21 protein-coding genes are annotated in these 22561 nt (G+C 64.6%); 7 read left to right on the top strand and 14 right to left on the bottom strand.

Features of this window, described 5'->3' with window-relative positions; all coding sequences use genetic code 11:
* Position 1: 1 nt before the first annotated feature.
* Complete coding sequence (locus tag FQ775_RS08810) at positions 2-1267, bottom strand: M24 family metallopeptidase (protein ID WP_146301546.1); 1266 nt, start codon at positions 1265-1267, stop codon at positions 2-4.
* 9 nt (positions 1268-1276) lie between these two features.
* Positions 1277-2842: a trimethylamine methyltransferase family protein gene (locus FQ775_RS08805; protein WP_146301545.1), complete on the bottom strand. Its 1566-nt coding sequence runs from the start codon at positions 2840-2842 to the stop codon at positions 1277-1279.
* A gap of 390 nt (positions 2843-3232) precedes the next feature.
* Between FQ775_RS08805 and FQ775_RS08800 the strand changes: the two genes are divergently transcribed.
* Complete coding sequence (locus tag FQ775_RS08800) at positions 3233-4612, top strand: aspartate aminotransferase family protein (protein ID WP_146301544.1); 1380 nt, start codon at positions 3233-3235, stop codon at positions 4610-4612.
* A 294-nt stretch (positions 4613-4906) separates the two neighbouring features.
* On the opposite strand, the gene mmsB is transcribed toward FQ775_RS08800, so the two are convergent.
* From mmsB to FQ775_RS08775, 5 genes are all read right to left on the bottom strand, one after another.
* Complete coding sequence (gene mmsB / locus FQ775_RS08795; protein WP_349291504.1) at positions 4907-5878, bottom strand: 3-hydroxyisobutyrate dehydrogenase; 972 nt, start codon at positions 5876-5878, stop codon at positions 4907-4909.
* A complete protein-coding gene (locus FQ775_RS08790; protein ID WP_146301542.1) occupies positions 5868-7046 on the bottom strand; it encodes an isobutyryl-CoA dehydrogenase in 1179 nt (392 codons plus the stop codon). The genes mmsB and FQ775_RS08790 overlap by 11 nt, the downstream gene beginning before the upstream one ends.
* Positions 7047-7202: 156 nt before the next feature.
* The gene (locus FQ775_RS08785; RefSeq protein WP_246730309.1) at positions 7203-7625 is read right to left on the bottom strand and encodes a cupin domain-containing protein; all 423 of its coding nucleotides are present in this window, start codon (positions 7623-7625) and stop codon (positions 7203-7205) included.
* Positions 7622-8050: a VOC family protein gene (locus FQ775_RS08780; RefSeq protein ID WP_146301541.1), complete on the bottom strand. Its 429-nt coding sequence runs from the start codon at positions 8048-8050 to the stop codon at positions 7622-7624. The genes FQ775_RS08785 and FQ775_RS08780 overlap by 4 nt, the downstream gene beginning before the upstream one ends.
* 96 nt (positions 8051-8146) lie before the next feature.
* The gene (locus FQ775_RS08775; RefSeq protein ID WP_146301540.1) at positions 8147-8992 is read right to left on the bottom strand and encodes a helix-turn-helix domain-containing protein; all 846 of its coding nucleotides are present in this window, start codon (positions 8990-8992) and stop codon (positions 8147-8149) included.
* Positions 8993-9171: 179 nt separating this feature from the next.
* Between FQ775_RS08775 and FQ775_RS08770 the strand changes: the two genes are divergently transcribed.
* On the top strand, positions 9172-9603 hold the full coding sequence (locus FQ775_RS08770) for a TerB family tellurite resistance protein (RefSeq protein WP_146301539.1): 432 nt from the start codon (positions 9172-9174) through the stop codon (positions 9601-9603).
* 24 nt (positions 9604-9627) lie between these two features.
* On the opposite strand, the gene FQ775_RS08765 is transcribed toward FQ775_RS08770, so the two are convergent.
* From FQ775_RS08765 to FQ775_RS08745, 5 genes are all read right to left on the bottom strand, one after another.
* Positions 9628-10113 carry a hypothetical protein gene (locus tag FQ775_RS08765; protein WP_146301538.1) on the bottom strand — a complete coding sequence of 162 codons (486 nt, stop codon included), beginning with the start codon at positions 10111-10113 and terminating at the stop codon, positions 9628-9630.
* A 141-nt stretch (positions 10114-10254) separates the two neighbouring features.
* A complete protein-coding gene (locus FQ775_RS08760; RefSeq protein ID WP_146301537.1) occupies positions 10255-11880 on the bottom strand; it encodes an ABC transporter ATP-binding protein in 1626 nt (541 codons plus the stop codon).
* A gap of 4 nt (positions 11881-11884) precedes the next feature.
* Positions 11885-12754: an ABC transporter permease gene (locus FQ775_RS08755; protein ID WP_146301536.1), complete on the bottom strand. Its 870-nt coding sequence runs from the start codon at positions 12752-12754 to the stop codon at positions 11885-11887.
* Positions 12754-13698 carry an ABC transporter permease gene (locus tag FQ775_RS08750; RefSeq protein ID WP_146301535.1) on the bottom strand — a complete coding sequence of 315 codons (945 nt, stop codon included), beginning with the start codon at positions 13696-13698 and terminating at the stop codon, positions 12754-12756. Before FQ775_RS08750 ends, FQ775_RS08755 begins: the two co-directional genes overlap by 1 nt.
* A 152-nt stretch (positions 13699-13850) precedes the next feature.
* The gene (locus tag FQ775_RS08745) at positions 13851-15332 is read right to left on the bottom strand and encodes an ABC transporter substrate-binding protein (protein ID WP_146301534.1); all 1482 of its coding nucleotides are present in this window, start codon (positions 15330-15332) and stop codon (positions 13851-13853) included.
* Positions 15333-15487: 155 nt separating this feature from the next.
* On the opposite strand from FQ775_RS08745, the gene FQ775_RS08740 reads away from it, so the two are divergent.
* The gene (locus FQ775_RS08740) at positions 15488-15841 is read left to right on the top strand and encodes a hypothetical protein (protein WP_146301533.1); all 354 of its coding nucleotides are present in this window, start codon (positions 15488-15490) and stop codon (positions 15839-15841) included.
* Between the two features lie 7 nt (positions 15842-15848).
* On the opposite strand, the gene FQ775_RS08735 is transcribed toward FQ775_RS08740, so the two are convergent.
* A complete protein-coding gene (locus FQ775_RS08735) occupies positions 15849-16280 on the bottom strand; it encodes a L,D-transpeptidase (protein ID WP_146301532.1) in 432 nt (143 codons plus the stop codon).
* Between the two features lie 207 nt (positions 16281-16487).
* Here FQ775_RS08735 and FQ775_RS08730 point away from each other — a divergent pair, with 207 nt between their 5' ends.
* From FQ775_RS08730 to FQ775_RS08715, 4 genes are all read left to right on the top strand, one after another.
* The gene (locus FQ775_RS08730; RefSeq protein WP_146301531.1) at positions 16488-16919 is read left to right on the top strand and encodes a L,D-transpeptidase; all 432 of its coding nucleotides are present in this window, start codon (positions 16488-16490) and stop codon (positions 16917-16919) included.
* 130 nt (positions 16920-17049) lie between these two features.
* Positions 17050-19890 (top strand): molybdopterin oxidoreductase family protein, encoded by a 2841-nt coding sequence (locus FQ775_RS08725; protein ID WP_146301530.1) that lies wholly within the window; start codon positions 17050-17052, stop codon positions 19888-19890.
* Positions 19887-20651 (top strand): 4Fe-4S dicluster domain-containing protein, encoded by a 765-nt coding sequence (locus tag FQ775_RS08720; protein WP_146301529.1) that lies wholly within the window; start codon positions 19887-19889, stop codon positions 20649-20651. The genes FQ775_RS08725 and FQ775_RS08720 overlap by 4 nt, the downstream gene beginning before the upstream one ends.
* Complete coding sequence (locus tag FQ775_RS08715) at positions 20652-21578, top strand: dimethyl sulfoxide reductase anchor subunit family protein (RefSeq protein WP_146301528.1); 927 nt, start codon at positions 20652-20654, stop codon at positions 21576-21578.
* On the opposite strand, the gene FQ775_RS08710 is transcribed toward FQ775_RS08715, so the two are convergent.
* Positions 21575-22549, bottom strand: coding sequence for a lipid A biosynthesis lauroyl acyltransferase (locus tag FQ775_RS08710; RefSeq protein WP_246730308.1), 975 nt, complete (start codon positions 22547-22549; stop codon positions 21575-21577). The two genes, FQ775_RS08715 and FQ775_RS08710, sit on opposite strands and share 4 nt — an antisense overlap.
* Between the last annotated feature and the right edge of the window lie 12 nt (positions 22550-22561).

Below are 22561 nucleotides of genomic sequence, written 5' to 3'. Positions count from 1 at the left end.
ATCATGCGTTGCCTGCGAGCAGCGCATCTTCGAAGGGAAATTCGGAAAGGAGCTCGATGCCGGTTTCGGTGACGAGGATCTGCTGTTCCAGCTTGACGCCTTCGCTGCCGCCTTCCTCGCCGATGTAGCTTTCCACGCACAACGTCATGCCCGGCTCGATGACGCCATCATAGCCGGCGGCCGGGAAGTCCGCCCTGTGGTAGAGATAGGGATATTCACCCGTCATCCCGCAGCCATGCGCCGACAGGTAGTAGCGGTTGGCATGGTATTTTTCCGGGATGTCCCAGGCTTTTTCAGCGTAATCGCGGAAGGTCAGGCCGGGCCGGAGGATCGCCATGTTGTGCTCGACCTGCTCGCGCGCGGTCCGGTAGAGTTCGCGTTGCGCCGCGCTCGGCCGGCCTGGTCCGGAATGGAACGTTCGCGAGAAGTCGGAATAGTAGCCGTGGCAGCCGACGACGTCGGTATCGAGCGCGATCAGCTCGTTGTCGCCGATGATGCGCGGGCCAGATTCCTGGAACCACGGATTAGTCCGCTCGCCGGAGGAGAGCAGGCGGGTCTCGCAATAGTCGCCATCCTGGGCGATGACCGCCTGATGCATGACCGACCAGAGCTGGTTCTCCGTCAGGCCGGGGCGGATCGCCCCGCGCATGCGGCCGACCGCGACTTCAGTGGCACGGAGTGACGCGCGTACGCATTTCATCTCCTCGGCAGACTTGACGGCGCGCGCCATCTCGACCGGTTCCTGAGCGTCGACGATGCACACGCCGTGCTCCTTCAGCGCCAGCGCCGCGCCGGCGTTCATTCGTTCGAGCCCGACCGTTGACCTCGAGCCGACCAGTTCCTTGAGCGTCAGGGCTATCTCCCTTGCCCAGGCACGCTCGCGCGCGGCAATGCGCGGGCCGGCGGCGACGAAGCTGGCGGTCAGTGCAGGGCGCACCTCGTCGACCATCTCATAGCCGTCGGCCAGATGCATGCAGCCGGTGAATTCATAGAGGATGGTGCGATCGGCGGTCACGAGCAGATAGCGCGACGGCGTGTTGCGCGCCGAAAAGACCTGCATGTTGCGCGTGCCGGTGGCGTATCGGATGTTGACGGGGTCCGACAGGATGAGGGCGGCAATGTCGCGCTTCGCCATTTCGGCGCGAACGCGACCCAGCCGGTAGGCGCGCACGGCGACGAGGTCGATGCCACCGTCCTGCGGTGCCCGGTCCAGCGTCGCGATCGCGGCCAGGTCGCTGCGCCCGGCATGCCAGTCGAGCGTGGTCATGGCTTGCTCTCAAAAGTCCGTCGGGGCGCCGCCTTCGGCGATGCGACGCTCGACGAAATCGTTGAGTTCCTCCTCGATCGCGGGGTCCATAGGCGGCTTCTGATAGGCGGCAAGCCGCTCCTTCCAAAGCGTGTTGGCGCGGTCGATCGCTGTCGGGCTGCCGGCCAGCTGCCAGTTCTCGTAGTTGCGCCAGTCGGAAATCATCGGCTGATGGAAGGCGGTCTTGTAGCGCGATTGCGTATGTTCGGTGCCGAAGAAGTGGCCACCGGGACCGACGGCGCGAATGGCGTCCACGGCAAGCGCGTCCTCGGTCACTTCGAGCGGCGTCATGAACTCGGCCACCATCTGCAGCAGTTCGATGTCGAGGATCAGCTTTTCGTAGGAGCATTGCAGCCCGCCCTCGAGCCAGCCGGCGCCGTGCATCAGGAGGTTGCCGCCTCCCTGGATCGCGCCCCACAGCGAAAAGACGCTCTCATAGGCGGCCTGCGCGTCGACGGTGTTGGCCGCGCAGACATTGGAGGTGCGATAGGGGATATTGTAGCGCCGCGCGAGCTGGCCGCCGACAAGCTGTGCCTTCATGTATTCGGGCGTGCCGAAGGCCGGCGCGCCCGACTTCATGTCGACATTGGAGGTGAAGCCGCCATAGCCGACCGGCGCACCTTTTCTCACCATCTGCGTGAAGGCGAGCGCGGCCAACGCCTCGGCGTTCTGTTCGACCAGTGCGCCGGCGACCGTCACCGGCGCCATCGCGCCGGCGAGCGTGAAGGGTGTCACGACGACGGCTTGCCCGGCGCCCGACATCTGGATGATGCCCTCCATCATCGGGATGTCGAGCTTGAGCGGCGAGTTGGTGTTGATGATGGTGAAGGATGAGGGCTCGTCTGCCAGTTGCTCGCGCGAGACGCCGCGGGCGATGCGGGCGATCTCGATGCCGTCGACATTGCGCTCCTTGCCGAGCGAATAGATGTGGAAGGCCTTGTCGGTGAGGGTGGCGAGGTCGCGAATGCATTCCAGGTGCCTGATCGAAGGGTGGATGTCGATCGGCTCGACCGGATAGCCGCCCGTGCATTGAATGATGTTGTGCTGCTGCCCGAGTTTCAGAAGGTTGCGGTAGTCGAGCTGGTTGCCGGGCCGGCGGCCGCTGTCATTGTCGGCGCAGTTGGGCGCCGAGGCCATCAGCGAAAAGATGATGTTGTTGCCGCCGAAGCGGACATTGTGCTCGGGATTTCGGGCGTGAAGCGTGAATTCGGACGGGCAGTGGCCCATCCATTCCAGGATCATGTCGGCGTCGAAACGCACGCGGTCGTCGCCGGGTCGCACATCGGCACCGGCCTTCTTCATGATGGCACGGGCGTCGTCATGCAGGACGTCGATGCCGATCTCCTTGAGCACGCGCAGCGAGGCCAGGTGGATTGCTTCCAGTTCGTCCTCGGAAACGCCGCGTGTCGGTTCGAAAGGGATGATTAGCTGGCGGAATGGCTTCTGCTCGAAAGCGTCCGAACCTGCAGCGCGCTTGCCGGCGCGACCACCGCGGCGACCGCGATCGGCCGTGGGCGAGGGGCTCGACGTCGTCATGTCCATGGGTCCCGTGGCGCTCCCGTGAATGGTTTTCGGGCTATCGGTCCATATTGGCGCATCGGCAAAAGCCGGATAGGGGAAGCGGCGACCACAAGCGCGAGCAATGCGACATTGGCGCGCGAGGCGCCTGTCAGAAATGCGACATTGGAGGTATTAGCGCCCCCGGGGCCCACCTTTGCGAGCTTGAAACCGCGCGAACGGCTCGGCTAATCTCCCTGCATGCGCAAGCTTCAGACCCTGATGCGTTTTGCCGCCTCGACGCCGTCGCCGCGTACGCGTCACACGGAGTTGCTGAGGCTGTGCGCACGCATCGGCTACTCGCCGCCCGTTCGTGCCTGAATTAGCCCCGGCAGTTGCCGGATCGATTCAAGCAAGGACAACAAACCCATGACCTACCAAAACTATTCACTGGCGCAGCTCCGCGAGGCGGACGCAGCACACCATCTACACCCTTTCACCGATCACAAGGATCTGCGCGCCGCTGGCAGCCGCATCATAACGCGTGCCGACGGGCCGTTCATCTATGACACGGAGGGCAACGAGATCCTCGACGGCATGGCCGGGCTCTGGTGCGTCAATGTCGGCTACGGCCGCGACGAACTGGCCGATGCCGCCTACACGCAGATGAAGGAACTGCCCTATTACAATTCCTTCTTCCGCTGCTCGACGCCGACCCCGGTGCTTCTGGCCAGGAAGCTGGCCGAGATCGCGCCTTCCGGCCTGAGCCAGGTCTTTTACGGCTCGTCGGGTTCGGAGGCCAACGACACCGCAGTGCGCCTCGTGCGCCACTACTGGGCGCTTGAGGGCAAGCCGGAAAAGAACCACATCATCTCGCGCAACTGGGCCTATCACGGCTCCACCATCGCCGGCACGTCGCTGGGCGGCATGGCGGCCATGCACGGGCAGTTGCATGGCGCCGTGCCCAACATCACGCACGTGATGCCGCCCTATGCCTACGAACTGGCGGAAGACGGCGAGAGCGACGAGGCATTTGGCCTGCGCGCCGCGCGCGCGGTGGAAGAGGCGATCCTGGAAGCCGGCCCTGAAAACGTCGCCGCCTTCATCGGCGAGCCCGTGATGGGGGCGGGTGGCGTCAAAATCCCGCCGGCAAGCTATTGGCCGGAAGTCCAGCGCATCTGCCGCAAGCACGACGTGCTTCTGATGCTCGACGAGGTGATTACCGGCTATGGCCGCACCGGCGAATGGTTTGCCGCGCAGTCGATGGGCATCGAGCCCGACACGATCACAACCGCCAAGGCGCTGACCTCGGGGTACCAGCCCTTGTCGGCGCTGCTGGTCGGCGACCGCATCGCCGGCACTCTCGTCGAGAAGGGCGGTGAATTCTTCCACGGCTACACCTATTCCGGCCATCCCGTGGCCTGTGCGGTGGCACTGAAAAACCTCGAGATCATCGAGCGGGAGGGCTTGATCGAGCGGGTGCGGAGCGAGACCGGGCCTTATCTCGGCAAGGCGCTGAAGGAGCGGCTTGGCGACCACGATCTCGTCGGCGAGGTGCGCAGCTTCGGGCTCCTGGCGGCGATCGAGATCGTCAAGGACAAGGCGGCGAAAAAGCGCTTCGATCCTGTCGGCCGGGCGGCGTCATGCGTGCGGGATCATGCGATCGCCACCGGCGTGATGATGCGCGCGGTCAACGACACGATGATCCTGTCGCCGCCCTTGATCTGGACGAAGGCGACGATCGACATGGCTTGCGAGAGGATTGCCAGGGCGCTCGACCTGGCGCGAACAGAGCTACGCCACGGTTAGGGTCTGGCGGGTCATCGCATCCGGCCGATGTAAAGTCGCTGCCAAATGCGAAAACCGCGTTCTTCCGGGCGGGAAGAGCGCGGTTTTGCTTCAACTACGCAGGCATTTCGCGTCAACTCGAACGCTCGCGAAACGTACGGCTCCGGTACGCAAGACCTGATCCGGAGCGGGGGGCGGCCCTTGCGCAACCGCCTCGTTGTCCGTTCTAGCGGCACATCGTTACCGCGCGGTTAGCGAGCGCTTAAGCGATGGTAAATTCGACGGTTTTTCAGGTTAAGCGGCGGAAAAATTTTGTCAGCCCTTGTCGCCGCGCAGGAAGTTGATGATGCCGGAGAAATCGTCGCCGCCATGGCCGCGGGCGTTGAACAGCGCGTAGAGCTGCGCGGCTTCCGCCCCCATCGGCGTGACGGCGCCCGCCGATGCCGCCGCTTCCTGCGCAAGCCGCAGGTCCTTGAGCATCAACGCTGCCGCGAAGCCGGGTTTGTACTCCTTGTTGGCCGGCGAAGCCGGTACCGGGCCGGGAACCGGGCAATAGGAGGTGATCGACCAGCACTGGCCGGACGAGGTGGAGGCGACATCGAACAGTGCCTGATGCGAAAGGCCGAGTTTTTCGGCCAGGACGAAGGCCTCCGACACGCCGATCATCGAAATGCCGAGGATCATGTTGTTGCAGATCTTGGCCGCCTGGCCGGCGCCGTCGCCGCCGCAATGGACGACGCGGCCGGCCATCGGCTCCAGGATCGGTTCGGCCCTGGCAAAGGCCTTGTCCGAGCCGCCCGCCATGAAGGTGAGCGATCCGGCGGCCGCGCCGGCGGTGCCGCCGGACACTGGCGCGTCGATCGACAGCATGCCGTGTTCGGCCGCGATGGCGTGCGCCTTGCGCGCTGAATCGACGTCGATGGTGGAGGAATCAATGAAGAGCGTACCCTTGGCGGCCTTGGCGACGACATCCCCGTAAACCGAAATGACATGCTTGCCGGCGGGCAGCATGGTGACCACCACGTCGGCGCCTTTCACGGCCGCGGCCGCATTGGCCATGATCGTGACGCCGTTTTCCTTGGCGGTGGTGAGGTTGTCGGTGACGAGGTCGTAACCCTGAACCTGATGGCCGGCCTTGACCAGATTGGCGGCCATGGGATTGCCCATATTGCCGAGGCCGATGAAGGCGATGGTGGTCATTTGAGGGTCTCCTCCGCGAAAGAAAGGCAGTCGGCGCTCGATCGGCGGCCCACCATAGGTTGGCAGGGCGAGATATCTAGCGCCCAACCAGATGGCGGGCGATGATGACGCGCATGATCTCGTTGGTGCCTTCCAGAATCTGGTGGACGCGCAGGTCGCGGACCAGCTTCTCGACGCCGTATTCGTGCAGGTAACCGTAGCCGCCGTGAATCTGCAGCGCCTCGTTGGCGATGTCGAAGCCGGTGTCGGTGACGAAGCGCTTGGCCATGGCCGACCATTTGGAGGCGTCGTGGGCCTTGCGGTCGAGCTTCGAGGCGGCGGCATAAAGCATCAGACGGGCCGCGCTCAACTCGGTCTCCATGTCGGCGAACTTGAACTGCAGGGCCTGGAACTGATTGATCGCCTTGCCGAAAGCCTTGCGCTCGGCCGCATAGGCGAGCGCCTTGTCGAGCGCCGACTGCGCACCGCCGAGCGAGCAGGCGCCGATATTCAGGCGGCCGCCGTCGAGGCCAGCCATAGCGATCTTGAAACCTGCACCCTCGCCGGAGAGCAGGTTTTCCGCCGGCACCTTGCAGTCCTCGAAGACGACCTGGCGGGTCTCCTGCATGTGCCAGCCCATCTTGGCTTCGTTGTTGCCGAAGGAGAGGCCGGGCGCGTCCTTTTCGACGACGAATGTCGACACGCCGGCGGGGCCGTCCTCCTCGCCGGTGCGCGCCATGACGACGTAGACATCGTTGCCGCCGGCGCCCGAAATGAACTGCTTGGTGCCGTTCAGCACGTAGTCGCTGCCATTGCCGCCGCTGCGCACGGCGCGGGTCTTCAGCGCGGCGGCATCCGAGCCCGAACCCGGTTCGGTCAGGCAATAGCTGGCCAGCAGTTCCATGGAGCACAGCCGCGGCAGGTATTTCTGGCGCTGCTCGTCATTGCCGAACATGTCGATCATCCACGCGGCCATGTTGTGGATGGAGATGAAGGAGGAAAAGCCGGGGCAGGCATAGGCCAGCGCTTCAAAGATCAGCACCGCGTCGAGGCGGCCGAGTGCGGAGCCGCCGACGTCGTCGCGCACATAGATGCCGCCGAAGCCCAGCGGACCGGTCTCGCGGATCACGTCGGCTGGGAAATACTTGTCGCGATCCCATTCGAGCGCGTGCGGAGCAACCTTGTCGGCGGCGAAACCCTGCGCCATTTCGCGGATCGCGCGCTGGTCCTCGTTGAGCTCGAACTGGCCAGCCGCGGCGTCGACGATCGCGTCCATCTCATCCTCCCGGAAACGGTTCGACATTTCCTGGAGAGGCAATCTAGACCAATGACAAGGCCGTGCAACACGACGCTCGACAAACTGATGTGCGAAAATACGTCAGCCGAAGTGCGCGATATCGATACCGCGCACAGCGGCGGACGGCGGTCGCCGTCAGGCACGGCCGTTCTGTTCGTACCAGGCGAGGATTTTCGGCATGTTCTCCTCGAAGGTTCCGGGGATGAAGATGTTGAGCAGGCCCATGCGATATTCGGTGCGGTTTTCGAAATCGTGCACAGTGCCGGCCGGGATCATCACGAAGGAACCTTTTTCTGCGTTGATCCAGGTGTTCCCCACAAGGATCGCGGCCGTCCCCTCGACGACGTAGAAGATCTCGTCATTGTCGGCATGGCTATGGGCTCCGGGGCCGGTGCTTTGCGGTGCGACCCACCATTCGGAGACGCTGAAGCGGCCGCGGCTTTCAACGCCGTCGGCCTTGAAGACGGCGCGCATGGTCGGCATGTCGTAGCCGCGACCCTCGCCGGGACCGAGGACGATGGCGTCGGCGGCGGGGCGATCCATTCGGTTCATGGTCATTCGGCCTCTTCGTGCGCCTTGGGCCAATACGTGCCGAAGGACCAGATATTGCCCTCGGGATCCCGGCAGACGAAATCGCGGCTGCCGTAGTCGCGGTCCACCGGCTCCTCGACGATCTCCGCGCCGGCCTTGCGCGCGCGTTCGCACAGCGCGTCGGGGTCGTCGACGGCGACATAGAGCGATTTTCCGCCCAACCCATCTGGTGACCCGACGAGGTCGCCATAGGCGTTGTCGCGCTCGTCGCCGCACATGATCATGGACGAGCCGAAGGCGAGTTGGGCGTGAGCGACCTTGTCGCCTTCCACATATTTGGCGTGGACCTGGAAGCCGAACGCCTCGCAGAGCCAGTCGATCATCTCAGAGGCGTTCTTGAAGCGCATGGCAGGGAAGATGCGCGGGGCCTCGATGGCGATGTAGGTTTGCATGGAGAAATCCTTTCTCGTCTGATGTCCCCATCATGCTCGGGAAAGGTGAGACGGTATTGAAGAAATGTAACCCGCGGGCTTTCGCCAGGAGTGGCGTCAGGGAAAGGCGGGTAGTGCGCCCGGTGAGGATCCCGCAAACTCGCGGAACTCGCGCACCAGATGGGCCTGGTCGGCGTAGCCGCAATCAGCGGCGATCGCCGCCCAGCCGTCATTGCCTTGCGTCCTTGCGATCGCCAGTGCCCGGTTGAAGCGCACCATACGCGCGACCGCCTTGGGGCCGAGCCCGATTTCGGTCTGGAACCGATGGTTGAGATGCTTGCGGCTCCAGTCGAGCGCCCTGGCCAGGTCGGCGACACGCACCTTGCCCTGGCCGCGCAGGATGGCCTCGTAGGCCCAGGCGACAGGCGCGCTTTCGCGCCGGGCGCGGAGAAGGCGCGCGCGCAGGAAGCGCTCCACGAGGATAAAACGCCGGTGCCAGTCGGCTTCCTCGCCGAGCCGCAGCCGCAGCTCGATCACGGCACGATCGCCAAGATCGTCAAGCGTGACCATGCGGCTGGCGATCTCGGTCATCGGCATACCGAAGAAACGGAAAGCGCCGAGCGGCGTGAAGTCGACCTGGATGCATTCGGCGTGCCCGGTCGAATTGATCATCACGTAGCCGGGGTAAAGGCCGGAGGTGAAGCTGTTGTAACGGTCATTTTTCGTCGGCTCGCGCCCGAGAGCGATCTCGAACGCCTCGCCGAAACCGATGATCAGCGGGACGACCAGCGGCGCCATCTCGAGCGCATGGTGCAGACGGCAGCCGTTTTCGCGATAACCGGCGATCCCGAAAACGTCTGGGGCGAGGTCGGGCGCCACGGCGCGCCGCAGCAGGAAGGGGTCATAGCCCGCCGGCACCGAAGAGTTGGGTTTCAGTTGCAGCGCGTCGCGTGGCTCGCTCATGTCGCGACACTAGGACGGTTTTCCTTTTGGCGGAAGGCCGTCGTGCCGGCAGGCGTCGCTTGCCGCGGCAGCTACGGCTCAGAAGTCCGTGGAGAAGGTTGCTGATCGCCTCGGGCAGATTTGCAGGCGCGGGATTCCGGGCTAGTTTCGCTAACGGGCGATCGCAGGAGGGGCGGGCGATGTCGGAAGGGTTCCTTGCGAAACTGAGAATGCTGTTCGAAGGCGATCCGGCCGTTCGTCGCGTCGCCGATGACCCGGTGCTGTCGGCCGAGTTGCTGCTGCTGTTCAGGATGATCCTCGCTGACGGGGCGGTAGACGAAAAGGAACTCGCGACGTTCCGGCGCATCTGTCGCGACGCGTTCGGGATCGGCGAGGAAAGCCTGAAGGGCGTCATCCGCTATCTGCAGGATTTCGGCTACGAGACCAGCGGCTCCCAGGCACTCGCGGTGTTCCGGACACTCGATCGCCAACGCCGGATCGAACTTGCCCGCCACCTCGCCGAGATCGCCAAGTCGGACGAGGATCTGAGCGAGTACGAGGTGCGGTTGCTGAAGCGGACTCTCGACGTGCTGGAACTGGAGCCCGCCGACCTTGTCAGCGGCCCGCAATAATCACGGTCGGAGCGGCGTCCGTCACTAGCGCGGCGGCTCGAACCAGCCCGGACGCAGATTCGCGCTGGCGCCTGACATCTGGCAACGCCAATCGCCGAACGTGGTTCGATAGCAGATGCCGCTGCCGTTGGTCTTGTCGAAAACCCTACAACTCGCCGGCGCGGCCCCCGGGAAGGTCTTGATGTTGGTGCACTGATGCTCGGTCCAAGCTCCGCGGATCGGGAATACCGCCAGAGCACGGTCGATCTCAGGGTAGTTGTCGCCGTCCTGGAAAGGGCGCGACTTTCCAATCTGCAACCTGACGTCGTCGACTAAGAACAGGTGCGACGCCTCGATCTCGTTTGTGCATCGGAAAAGCTCCACTGCTTCATCTAGGGTGGGACCTGCCCCCTCGACCTGCGGGCACGCTACAGGATCCCGGCTGCCGTAGTTTTCGCCAACACCCGCTTGTCCTGCCGCCGGCAACGCAAGCGTCAAGACCGCACCTGACACGAAATGAATCGCGCGCATGGACCATCTTCCCCAAAAAAACAGGCCGTGCCGCATCTGCCCCGCATCGTGAATCTACGCCCGCGTCGGGAGCGCGGCAAGCAGGACAGTGGCTCTCCGCCGAGACATCGATTGCCGTTTGGCTGGGCCTCAGGCCGGAGGTCACCCTTGCTCGACCAGCCTGCGGCGGATGGCACGCCTCAAGTCCGGCGCGGCCGCTACCAGCGCCTTCGCGGCCTCGGAGCGCGGGTTGTCGAGCACCGCGTCGGTGCGACCTTCCTCGACGATCCTTCCGTCATGCATCACCATCACCTCGTCGGTGATGGCACGGGCAACGGTCAGATCGTGGGTGATGAAGAGATAGGCCACGCCGAGACGCTGGTTGAGGTCGGCGAAGAGGTCCAGCACCTGCGCACGGATCGACACGTCAAGCGCGGAGACCGGCTCGTCGGCGACGATGAGCTTCGGCCGGGTGATAAGCGCCCGGGCGATCGAGATGCGCTGGCGCTGGCCGCCGGAAAATTCGTGCGGATACTTGTCCATGTCGTCGGCACGCAGGCCGACTTCGGTGAGCGCCTGCGCAACCATCTCGCGGCGTTCGGCGGAGGAGGGCGCCTTGTCCAGGAGATGCAGCGGCTCCGCCACCAGCCGCACGACCTTGTGGCGCGGGTTGAACGAGCCGTAAGGGTCCTGGAACACCACCTGCATGTTGCGGCGGGCCGGCTTCAGTTCCTCCTCGCTCCTGGCGGTGAGCGTTTCGCCCAGGAAGCCGATTTCGCCAGCCGTCGGCCGGTCGAGCGCCAGGATCATGCGGGCGAGCGTGGACTTGCCGCAGCCGGAACGGCCGACCAGCGCCACGGACTGGCCGGGCTTCATGGAGAACGAGACGCCGTCGACGGCGCGGAAGGGCTCCGGCGCCTTCAGGAGCGACACGCGGCGGCCAGGATAGTCACGCACCACGTCGCGCACCTCCAGCAGGTTGGCCGCGTCGGTCCTGGCGGCGTCGCGATGCGGCCGCGCCGGCACATGCATGGAGGCCTCGGCGAGCTGGCGTGTGTAGGGATGGACCTGCGCCGACAGCGTCGGCGCCGTCTCGCCTTCCTCCATGACCTCGCCATGGCGCATGATGGTGACGCGGTCGGCCATGTCGGTGACGACGGCAAGGTCGTGGCTGATCAGCAGCAGCCCCATGCGGTTTTCGGCGACGAGATCACGCAAGAGGTCGAGGATCTGGGCCTGCAGCACCACGTCGAGGGCGGTGGTGGGTTCGTCGGCGATCAGGAGTTTCGGCTTGAGCGCGCAGGCGATGGCGATCACGACACGCTGGCGCTGGCCGCCTGAAAGCTGGTGGGGATAGCGCGACAGCGGGAACTGCCTTTCCGGCAGGCCGACGCGGTCGAGGATTTGTCGTGCCGAAGCCTCCGCGTCGGCGCGGTTGGCTCCGGTGTGCCAGCGAATGCCCTCGGCAACCTGCTCGCCGATGGTCTTGACCGGATTGAGCGCGGTCATCGGCTCCTGGAAGACCATGCCGATGTCGTCGCCGCGAAGGCGGTTCATGGCGGCTTCGGGGGCAGACAGGATGTCGATGCCGTCAAAGGTGACCCGGCCCTCGGCCCTGGCCGCATTCGGGAGCAATTGCATGACGGTGAGTGCCGTCATCGACTTGCCGGAGCCGGATTCGCCGACCAGCCCCATCGTTTCGCCGGCGCCGATGACGAGGTCTACATCCCTGAGGATAGGCGTGTCGCCGATCGACAGGCGCAGATTTTCGATCTCAAGCAGCGCCATGTCGTCAGCGTTCCCGCCGCAGGCGCGGGTCGAGGACATCGCGCAGACCGTCGCCGAGAAGGTTGAGCCCGAGAACCGTGATGACGATCGCGAAACCGGGGAAGAGAGCCAGATGAGGGGCCACCATCATCCGGGTCTGGGCGTCGAAGAGCATGCGGCCCCAGGACGGCATCGGCGGCTGGGTGCCGAGTCCGACATAGGAGAGCCCGGCTTCGGCGAGCACGCCGAGCGCGAACTGGATCGTGCCCTGAACGAGCAGGATCGAGGCGATGTTGGGCAGGATGTGCTCGATGGTGATCAGCGCCTTGCCCTTGCCGGCGGCGCGGGCGGCAAGGATGAATTCGCGCGGCCACAGCGATAGCGCGCCGGCACGTGCCACGCGGGCAAAAACCGGGATGTAGAAAAGGCCGATGGCGATGATCGCGTTGACGGCGCCAGGTCCGAAGATGGCGGTGATCAACACGGCCGACAGCAGGGCCGGGAAGGCGAAGACGAGGTCGTTGAAGCGCATCAGCGCCTCGTCGACCAGCCCGCCACGCGCGGCCGCCCAGCAGCCGAGCGGCACGCCGATGCCCATGCCGATGCAGACCGCGACGATGGCGACCGCGATCGAGTTGCGAGAGCCGATCATGATCATCGACAGGATGTCGCGGCCGAAATGGTCGGTGCCGAAGAGATGCGTCCAGGACAGCCCCTGCATCCGGTTGGCCGGCTCGAGCCTGGTGACGTCGAACGGGGTCCAGAAGAAGGAGAGGAGCGCCATCGCCGCGATCAGGGCGGTGATGACGAACCCGGCGAGGAAGGACCGATTGGCAAACGCCGCGGCAAGGAGCCCCTTTTCGGGCTGTGGCAGGTCGAGGGATTCGCTCGCCATCAGCGTGTCCTCAGCCGCGGGTCGACCATCGCGTAGCAGATGTCGACGAGAATGTTCACGATCACCACGCTGGCAACGAGCAGCATGACGACCCCTTCGACCACGATCAGGTCGCGCTGGGTGATGGCCTGAAAGACGAGCCGTCCGAGCCCCGGCAGGTAAAAGACATTCTCGATGATGATGGTGCCAGCGAGCAGGAAGGCGAACTGGAGGCCGAGGATGGTCAGCACCGGGATCATGGCGTTTCTGAGCGCATGGCGCCAGAGCACGTAGCGGCGCGGCATCCCCTTGGCGCGCGCCGTGCGGATGTAATCCTCGCCGAGCACTTCCAGGAGCGCGGAACGGGTCACGCGGGACAGGATCGCGGCCTGCGGCAGGGCGAGGGCAATCGCAGGCAGCAGCAGGGACTTGATCCCGGGCCACAGCCCGGCTTGCCAGCCGGGGAAGCCGCCGGCGGGCACCAGCCGCAGCCAGACCGCAAAGATGTAGATCAAAATCAGCGCGAACCAGAAATTGGGCACGGCAACGCCGAACTGGGCCGTGCCCATCGCGACCGTATCGGCGGCGCGACCGCGGCGCGAGGCGGCAAAAAGGCCGACAGGAATGGCAATGACGGTCGACAACACCAGCGCCATGACCGCCAGCGGCAGGGAAACCACGGCGCGCTCGCCGACCAGTTCGATGACCGGGCTCGAATAGGTGAAGGAGCGTCCGAAATCGCCGACCAGCAAGCCGCCCACCCAGTCGAGATAGCGGGTCAGTAGCGGCTTGTTGAGCCCCATCTGCTCGCGCAGCGCCTGCAACGCATCCTCGGTCGCGTTCATGCCCAGCATCAGCTGCGCGGGATCGCCGGGCAAGATCTCCAGCACCGAGAACACGACGATCGAGGCCAGCAACAAGGTCGCAAAGCCGATGGCGAGGCGTTTGAGGAGGAATGCGGTCATCGTATCAGGTGATTCCCCTCCCGCAGGGGAGGGAGGCCAAGGGCCGAAGGCGATCGGAACCGGCAGCGAGTTCAGCGGCCATGCTCGGCCGATGCCGGTCCCACTGCATCAAGCGGCTTCCTCCCCGCGAAGGGGAGGAAGCCCGGATCCGGTCAGTCCGTCCACTTCACCCCGGTCAGGTCGGTCGCCTGCACCGGCGAGTTCTCCCACATGCCTTCCAGCTTGGCGTCCCAGACGCCGATCTTCGGCAGCTGGAACATGAAGCCGTTGACGGCGTCCTTGGCGATGATCTCCTGCGCCTTCTTGTAGAGCTCGTTGCGCTTGGCCTGGTCGGAGGTCACGTCGAGCTCGGCGATCACGGCGTCGAAGTCGGGGTTATCGTAGGCGAAATAATAGTCATCGCGCGCATAGATGCCGATGTCGTTCGGCTCGGTGTGCGAAACGATCGTCAGGTCGTAGTCCTTGGCCTTGAAGACCTGGTCGAGCCATTGCGCCCATTCGACCGGGATGAGTTCGAGCTCGATGCCAACCTCGCGCAACTGCGAGGCGACGATCTGGCCGCCGTCGCGGGCATAGGACGGCGGCGGCAGCTTCAGCGTGGCGGAAAAGCCGTTCTCGAAGCCGGCTTCCTTCAACAGCGCCTTGGCCTTCTCGACATCGTGCGGATAGGTGCCGGTCAGATCGACATAGGCTTCGTTGCCGGGCGAGAAATGCGAGCCGATCGGCGTGCCGTAGCCGGAACCGTTGCCGGCGATGATGGCTTCCCGGTCGAGCGCGTGGGCGATCGCCTGGCGCACCTTGAGATTGTTGAAGGGCTCTTTGCCGTTGTTCGTCGAGAGGATCGTCTCGCCTTCCGTCGAGCCGATCACGACCTCGAAGCGGGGATCGGCCTGGATCTGCGGCAGTGCATCGCCTGCCGGCATGTTCGGAAAGGCGTGCACGTCGCCGGTCAAGAGCGCGGGCACGGCGGCCGCGGCATCGGGAATGATGCGGAACTCGACCTTGTCGAGCGCCACGGCATCACCCCAGTAGCCGTCGGCCTTGGACAGCCTGATCGCCGATCCCTTGGCCCATTCGTCGAACTTGAACGGGCCGGTTCCGACCGGCTTTTCCTTGTTGCCTTCGGCCGATTCCGGCGCAACGATCACGGCGTCGCCCCAGCCCATATTGTAGAGAAACGACCCTTGCGGGTTCTTCAGCATCACCTTCACCGTGGTCGGGTCGACCACCTCGACGCTGTCGATCGCCGCGAACAGGCCCTTTTGCGCATTGGTCGACTCCTCGGCCATGGCGCGGTCGAGCGAGAATTTCACGTCGTCGGCTGTAAAGTCGGTGCCATCGTGGAACTTCACGCCGGAGCGCAGCTTGAAGGTGTAGGTCTTGCCGTCGTCGGAAATCTCCCAGCTCTCGGCGAGCGCCGGACGAACCTCGCCGCCGGAGCCGATGCGCGTCAGGCCCTCGAAGACGTTGGCATAAACCACCTCATCGATCGCCGCGGCGGCGCCCGCGGTCGGGTCGAGATGCGGCGGCTCGAGCACCACGCCCACCACGATATCGGTGCGCGCGGCCAGCGAGGCGGTGGTCGAAGCCAGCGCGAACGCCACGGCCGCCAGCACGGATTTTGCTGTTTTCATTGTTGTTGCTCCCACTCTCGGTTCGGATCGGCTGCGATCAAAGCGCGAATCCCATCGCGAGTAAATCGCGATTGTTCCGCTGGCCCAAATCTATCGTGGCCGCGGCGCAGGGGATATGAAATGCGCAGGGTTCTGGCGAGCACGGGAGAAAAGAAATGTATGCAAGCTTTGGTATATGGATCGCCGTCGTCGCCGCGGGCGTCGGCGGATGCCTCGGGCTGTGGGTGATCCTCTATCTCACCAAACGCGTGCCGTTTGCCATGCTCGCCGGCAAGCCCGGCAAGCATCTCTGGTCGGTGATCTATATGATCCCGGTGCCGGCGATCCTCGCCGTCGGCGGCTTGGCCGGCTGGCTTCTGGCCTTCATCTGGCTGACGGTGGCGCCGAGTGTAGGCCTGAAATACTACTTCGGACCCAAACGATTGCCCTGGGCGGACGTGCTCACCTCGAACGCGATGTTTGCGGTCATCGCGCTCGTCACCTACCGGCTGATGCTGATGATCGTCTAGGGCGCCGTCAGCGGCGGACCATAACCATCATGTTCTTCAACCCTTCGCGCTGCACGAGGCGGAACAGGATCGCCGCGTTGGACGGGTGCAGGCGGATGCAACCGGCCGAAGCGGGACGACCCAGGCGCTTGACCTGGTTGGTGCCATGGATGGCGTAGTTGCCGTTGTAGAAGATCGAGTAGGGCATCGGCGCGTTGTTGTAGCGGCTCGAGCGATGGTGGCGCGACAGCCATTTGGCGCGCCATGTGCCGACCGGCGTCACCTTGCCGCGCCGAGCTGTCGAAACCTTCCAGCGATATTTGACCTGGCCGCGATGCACGACCGTCATTGTCTGCGACGACAGGTCAACCTTGGCGATCAACCTCGCGGCGACAGCATCGACTGGCGTGGAAACCACAAAAAAGCCCAGCAGGGCAAAAGCAACAAGCAAACGCAACATCGAACCAACCCCCAATCCACGCACCGGTATCAACACAGGCAGCCTATACCGGCCGGTCATTTCTTTCCCGTTACGAGCCCTTCAACTTTTCGTCAGGCACGCCGCATCCTTAACGGTTTGACCGCCGACGATGTGTAATGCTGTTCACTTACCGTTCAGAAAGGCGATCATAAGCTTACGTTACAGGGCGTAACAAGGGTTGAGAATATGAGAAACTGGCTGATCGGGTTCATGTCGGCCGCGGCCGTGCTGCTGGGGTCCGTGCAAACCGGGCTGGCGGCGAGCATCGTTGCGAAGGTCAACATTGCCGAGCAGACCATGACCGTGACGAAGCATGGCCGTGTCATCCATACCTGGAAGGTGTCGACCGCGCGCTCCGGCTACATTACGCCGCCGGGAGAGTTCCGACCGTACCGGATGCACAGGATGTGGCATTCGCGCAAATACGACATGTCGCCAATGCCGTATTCGATCTTCTATCACGGTGGATATGCCATCCACGGCACCAATGCCGTGAGCCGCCTCGGTCGTCCCGCGTCGCATGGCTGCGTACGGCTGCATACAGACAATGCCAGGCGTCTCTTCGCGCTGGTCAGGCAGGCCGGACCCGGCAATACGCGCATCATTGTAGAGAACTGACCGTTTGGCGGCTTGGCGACCCTGCGCGGCATGACTGCGCGCTGGTCGCAATCGTTGCCGAATCCAGCGCATTCGTCCATTTCCTACCGCCTGAGTCTTCTATAGGACTCGGGCCGGAAGGGAGTTTTGCATGAGTCGCGAGCCGCGCCTTGCGCTGTCGGAGCCGGTCGGCGACGAGGTGCGCAAGACCACCTGCTACATGTGCGCCTGCCGGTGCGGCATCAACGTTCACCTCAAGGACGGCAAGGTCCGCTATATCGAGGGCAATCGCGACCATCCCGTCAATCGTGGCGTATTGTGCGCCAAGGGCTCGGCCGGGATCATGCAGCATTATTCGCCGGCGCGGTTGTCGGCGCCGATGCTGCGCACCGGGCCGCGCGGTGCCGGCCAATTCCGGCACATCTCGTGGGAAGAAGCGCTTCAGCTTGCCACGGAATGGATGGGCGAGGCGCGCCAGAGGGACCCGAAGAAGCTTGCCTTCTTTACCGGCCGCGACCAGAGCCAAGCCCTGACCAGCTTCTGGGCGCAGCAGTTCGGCACGCCCAATTACGCCGCCCATGGCGGCTTTTGCTCGGTCAACATGGCGGCCGCCGGCATCATGACCATTGGCGGTGCGTTCTGGGAGTTCGGCGCACCCGACTGGGAGCGAACGAAGCTGTTCATCCTGTTCGGGGTGGCGGAGGATCATGATTCCAACCCGTTGAAACTGGGCATCTCGAAGCTGAAGAGCCGTGGCGCGCGCTTCGTCTCGGTCAATCCGGTGCGCACCGGCTATTCCGCGATCGCCGACAACTGGATCGGGGTGCGGCCCGGCACCGATGGGCTCCTGATCCTGTCGCTCGTGCACGAACTCCTGAAGGCGCGCCGGATCGATGTCGACTATCTGCTACGTTATTCGAACGCGCCCTGGCTGGTCATCGACGCGCCGGGAACCGGTGAGCACGGCCTCTTCGCGCGCGACCGGGAAGGAAGGGCCCTGGTCTGGGAGACCGTGACCGAGCAGCCGGTCCGTCATGACCAGAAAGGCGCGCGGCCGGCGCTGTCGGGGCGTTTCGAACTTGCCGACGGGCGCTTCGCGGTGCCTTCGTTCCAGCTTCTGGCGGAAAAGTACCTGGATGAGCGTTATGCGCCGGAACGGGTCGCGGAAGAAACCGGGGTGGCCGCCGACACCATTCGCGGGCTTGCCGCCCAGATCGCACGCGTTGCGTTCGATGAAGAAATCTTCATCCATCAGCCTTGGACCGACATGCAGGGTCGGCGCCATGACGGGTTCGTCGGCCGTCCGGTTTCGTTTCATGCCATGCGAGGCATCTCGGCCCATTCCAACGGCTTCCAGACGGCGCGCGCGCTGCATCTCCTGCAGGTGCTGATCGGCGCGATCGACTGCCCCGGCGGCTTCCGCTACGAGCCGCCTTATCCGAAGCCGGTCGAGGCGCATCCGCGCCCTCACGGCAAGGCCGAACATTTCGGCTCGTCGCAGCCGCTCGCGGGACCACATCTGGGCTTTCCGCGCGGTCCCGAGGACCTTTTGGTCGACGAGCAGGGGTACCCGGCGCGCATCGACAAGGCGTTTTCGTGGGACGCGCCGATTTCTGCCCACGGCCTCATGCACATGGTAATTTCCAACGCGCACGCGGGCGATCCGTATCCGGTCGACGTCTTGTTCCTCTACATGGCCAACATGGCCTGGAATTCTTCCATGAACACCGGCGGCGTCATCGCCATGCTGGAGGACAAGGACGAGGCGACCGGCGAATACCGCATCCCCAAGATCATCGTTGCCGACGCATACGCTTCCGAGATGACGGCCTATGCCGATCTGGTGTTGCCCGATACCACCTATCTGGAGCGCCATGACTGCATCTCGATGCTGGACCGGCCGATCTCGGAGCCCGATGCGGTGCAGGATGCGATCCGCTGGCCGGTGGTCGATCCAGACCGTGACGTGAGAGGCTTCCAGTCCGTGCTGCTCGACCTTGGCGCGCGGCTGAAGCTGCCGGGCTTCGTCGACAATCGCGGCACCGCACTCTATCGCGACTACGCCGACTACATCGTGCGTCACGAGCGACGGCCGGGGATCGGACCGCTGGCCGGCTTTCGTGGATCGGAAGGCGACCGCACGGGACGTGGGGCCATCAACCCCGACCAGCTGGCGCGCTATGTCGAGAACGGTTCCTTCTTCGTCCACCACATTCCGGAAGAGGCGCAGTTCTTCAAACACGCCAACCGCGCCTATCAGGATTTCGCGGTGCGGTTGGGCTTTTTCGACCAGCCGCAGCCGGTGACCTTCCAACTCTACCAGGAGACGCTGCAAAAGTTTCGCCTGTCGGCAGAGGGCGCGCGGGAGCCGGTGGCGCCGGAAAGCCATCGCGCGCGCATACTGGCAAGCTTCGACCCGCTGCCGTGCTGGTACCGACCGCTGGAGGAGGAAGCGATCGACAGGAAGAGCTTCCCATATCATGCCATCACCCAGCGGCCGGCGGCGATGTATCATTCCTGGGGCTCGATGAACGCCTGGCTCCGGCAGATTCACACCTCGAATCCGCTCTACGTTCCCGGTCCGGTCTGCGATGAAGCCGGCCTCGTCGACGGCGACTGGGCCTGGCTGATTTCGCCGCACGGGCGCATCAAGGTGCCGGTCGCGCGCATGGAAGCGGTCAACGCCGCGACGATCTGGACCTGGAACGCGATCGGCAAACGCAGGGGAGCCTGGGCGCTTGCTGCAAACGCGCCGGAGGCGAAGGAGGGCTTCCTGCTCAATCACCTGATCCACGAATTGCTGCCGCCGAAGGGCGACGGCCTCAGATGGTCGAACTCCGATCCGGTCACGGGGCAGGCTGCCTGGTACGATTTGCGGGTCAGGATCGAGAAGGCCGAACCAGGCGAGATGTCCGAACCGCAGTTTCCGCCGGTCGAGCGGGCGGCCGAGGGACCCGCAGAACTGCGCTACGGACAGGAGTGGAGCAAATGACGTCGCTTCCTTCCTCGTCGACAGCGAAGAAGCTCGGGCTGGTCATCGATCTCGACGTCTGCGTCGGCTGCCATGCCTGCGTGGTGAACTGCAAGGAGTGGAACACCGGCGGCTACGGCGCTGCCCTCTCCGATCAGGAGCCCTATGGCGAAAACGTCTCCGGCGCCTGGCTGAATCGCATCCACACCTTCGAGGTGACACCGGAAGGCGCCGACATCGTCGGCGAGGCCGGCGACGCGCGCATCGTCCACTTCCCCAAATCCTGCCTGCATTGCGAGGAGGCGCCTTGCGTGACCGTGTGCCCTACGGGCGCGTCCTACAAGCGCGCCAGCGACGGAATCGTGCTGGTCGACGAGGACAAATGCATCGGCTGCGGGCTGTGTGCCTGGGCCTGTCCCTATGGCGCGCGCGAGATGGACCTGGCCGCCGGCGTGATGAAGAAATGCACGCTATGCGTCGACCGCATCTACAACGAGACCTTCGAGGAGGCCGACCGCGTGCCCGCCTGTGTGCGGACATGCCCGGCCAATGCCCGCCATTTCGGCGACCTCGGCGATCCTGATTCGGATGTCTCGCAAATGGTTGCGGCTCGGGGCGGCGTCGACCTGATGCCGGAGCAAGGCACGCGCCCGGTGAACAAATATCTGCCTCCCCGTCCGCGCACGAGCCTGGCGTCGCGGGCACCCGGGCGCGTGGGAGAAGATACGAGCGGCGCTGCGGGCTTCTTCGCCTGGCTGGACGGCATGCTGGACCGGCTCTGAATGCATCCCGCGCTGTCGATCATCGTTTTCACCACGTCGTCCGGGCTCGGCTACGGCCTTGCGTTCATGCTCGGCCTCGGGCTGCTCGATCCCCAAACCTTGGCTGCAAAGCTGGCGCATCTGATGGCGCTCGCCCTGATCGCCGGAGGGTTGCTTTCGTCGACACTTCATCTCGGCAACCCGCAACGGGCGTGGCGGGCGCTGTCGCAATGGCGTTCGAGCTGGCTGTCGCGGGAGGGCGTGATGGCGATCGTCAGCTTCGTGCCGCTTTGCGTCTCGGCGTGGCTGGCGCTGTTCGAGGGGCGCTATTCGTTGCCGGTAGGGCTCGCAGGTTCGGCCTGCTGCGTCGTCACGGTCTACTGCACCGCCATGATCTACGCCTCGCTACGCACCGTCGAGGCCTGGCATACGCCGCTGACGCCGGCGGCGTTCCTTTGCTTTGCGGGTGCCGGCGGCGCGGTGCTTGCCACGTTGTTCGCAGCGGCGGGCGGCGGTGCGGCCGGAGTGCCGGCCTTCCTCGCGCTTATCCTCCTGGTCGTGGCATGGGCGATCAAGCTTGTCTGGCGAACGCGGATGCGCCGCCTAGTATCGCCGTCGAGCCCGGAAAGTGCCACCGGACTGGGGAACATTGGCCGCGTGCGCCTTCTGGAACGGCCACACATGACCGAGAACTACCTCACCCGCGAGATGGGTTTTCGCGTCGCCCGCAAGCACGCGGCCAAGCTGGCCGTGATCGCGGTGATCCTTGGAGGCGTGCTCCCGTTGCTGCTGATCGCGCTCCTGGCCTCGGTCGTGCCGGCGCCTGGTGCAGGTGCCGCGGCATTGGCCTTCCTGGCCGCCCTGTCGCATGCCGCCGGCATGCTTGTTGAGCGCTGGCTCTTCTTCGCGGAGGCGCGCCACGCGGTCATGAATTATTATGGCGGCTAGGCCCGCACCGGAGGCTGCTTCTTCCAGCTTTTCATCTCCCAGCGGCGGTGGAACCACATCCACTGACCGGGATCGTCGCGAACCCAGGCTTCCACGATGTCGTTGACCATCTGGGTCGCGGCCTGGACGTCGACGCGGCCCTTTGCGGTGCGGGGCAATTCGATTGCTTCCTCAAGTTCGATCCGGAAACGGTTGCCGGGCAGCCGCGTGCAGCGGGCAGGGTGCACGTCGCAATCGAACTGACGCGCCAACCTCGCCAGCACCGGGCTTGACTGGCACTCGCGCCCGAAGAAGGTGGTCGGAACGCCATCGACGAATTTCTGGTCGACAAGCAGCCCGATATTGCCATTGCCTTCAAGCACGCGGGCGAGCGCGAAGACAGAGCCCTGGCGCGAGGCAATCAGGTCGCCCATCGAGCCTTCGCGGTTTTCGAGTAGCTCGGCTGCCAGGAAGGGGTTGTTGGGCGCGCGAAAGAGTGCGCTGACGGCGAGGCCGTAGCGGGCCGCCATGATCGGCAGCAGTTCGAAATTGCCGAGATGCGCGGTGAAGATGATGCGCGGCCTCGGGTCGTCGCGCAGTCTGAGGAAAAGCTCGGCGCCGACGACCTCCACGCGTGCAGGCAGTTCGTCTCCGTCCTGTTCGCCGAGCAGCTTTTCGATAAAGACATACTCGCCGGCCAGCCGCGCCATGTTGGCCCACATGTCGGATGCGATCCGTTCAAGTTCCGCGTCGGGCTTGTCCGGATAGGCGGCGCGCAGGTTGCCGATCGCGGTGCGATGGCGACCGGCTAGCGGACCGACCCGCCGCGCCGCCCGGTCGACGAAGTTCAAAGCCCGTTCGGCGGGCAGCAGCCGCAGCAGGCGCAGAAAACCGAGCGTGACCTGGGCGATCAGCCAGTAGTTGGCGATCCGGGTGCGGTTGCGCAGGCGGGCGAACAGCTGGCGCGAGAGGCTTTTGAACGTGGTCGTCACTGTTCGTTCAGG

The sequence above is a fragment of the Nitratireductor mangrovi genome, assembly GCF_007922615.2.
GTDB lineage: Bacteria > Pseudomonadota > Alphaproteobacteria > Rhizobiales > Rhizobiaceae > Mangrovimarina > Mangrovimarina mangrovi.
Note: the sequence above shows the minus strand (reverse complement) of the source record. Positions and strands in the feature narration are given on the sequence as shown.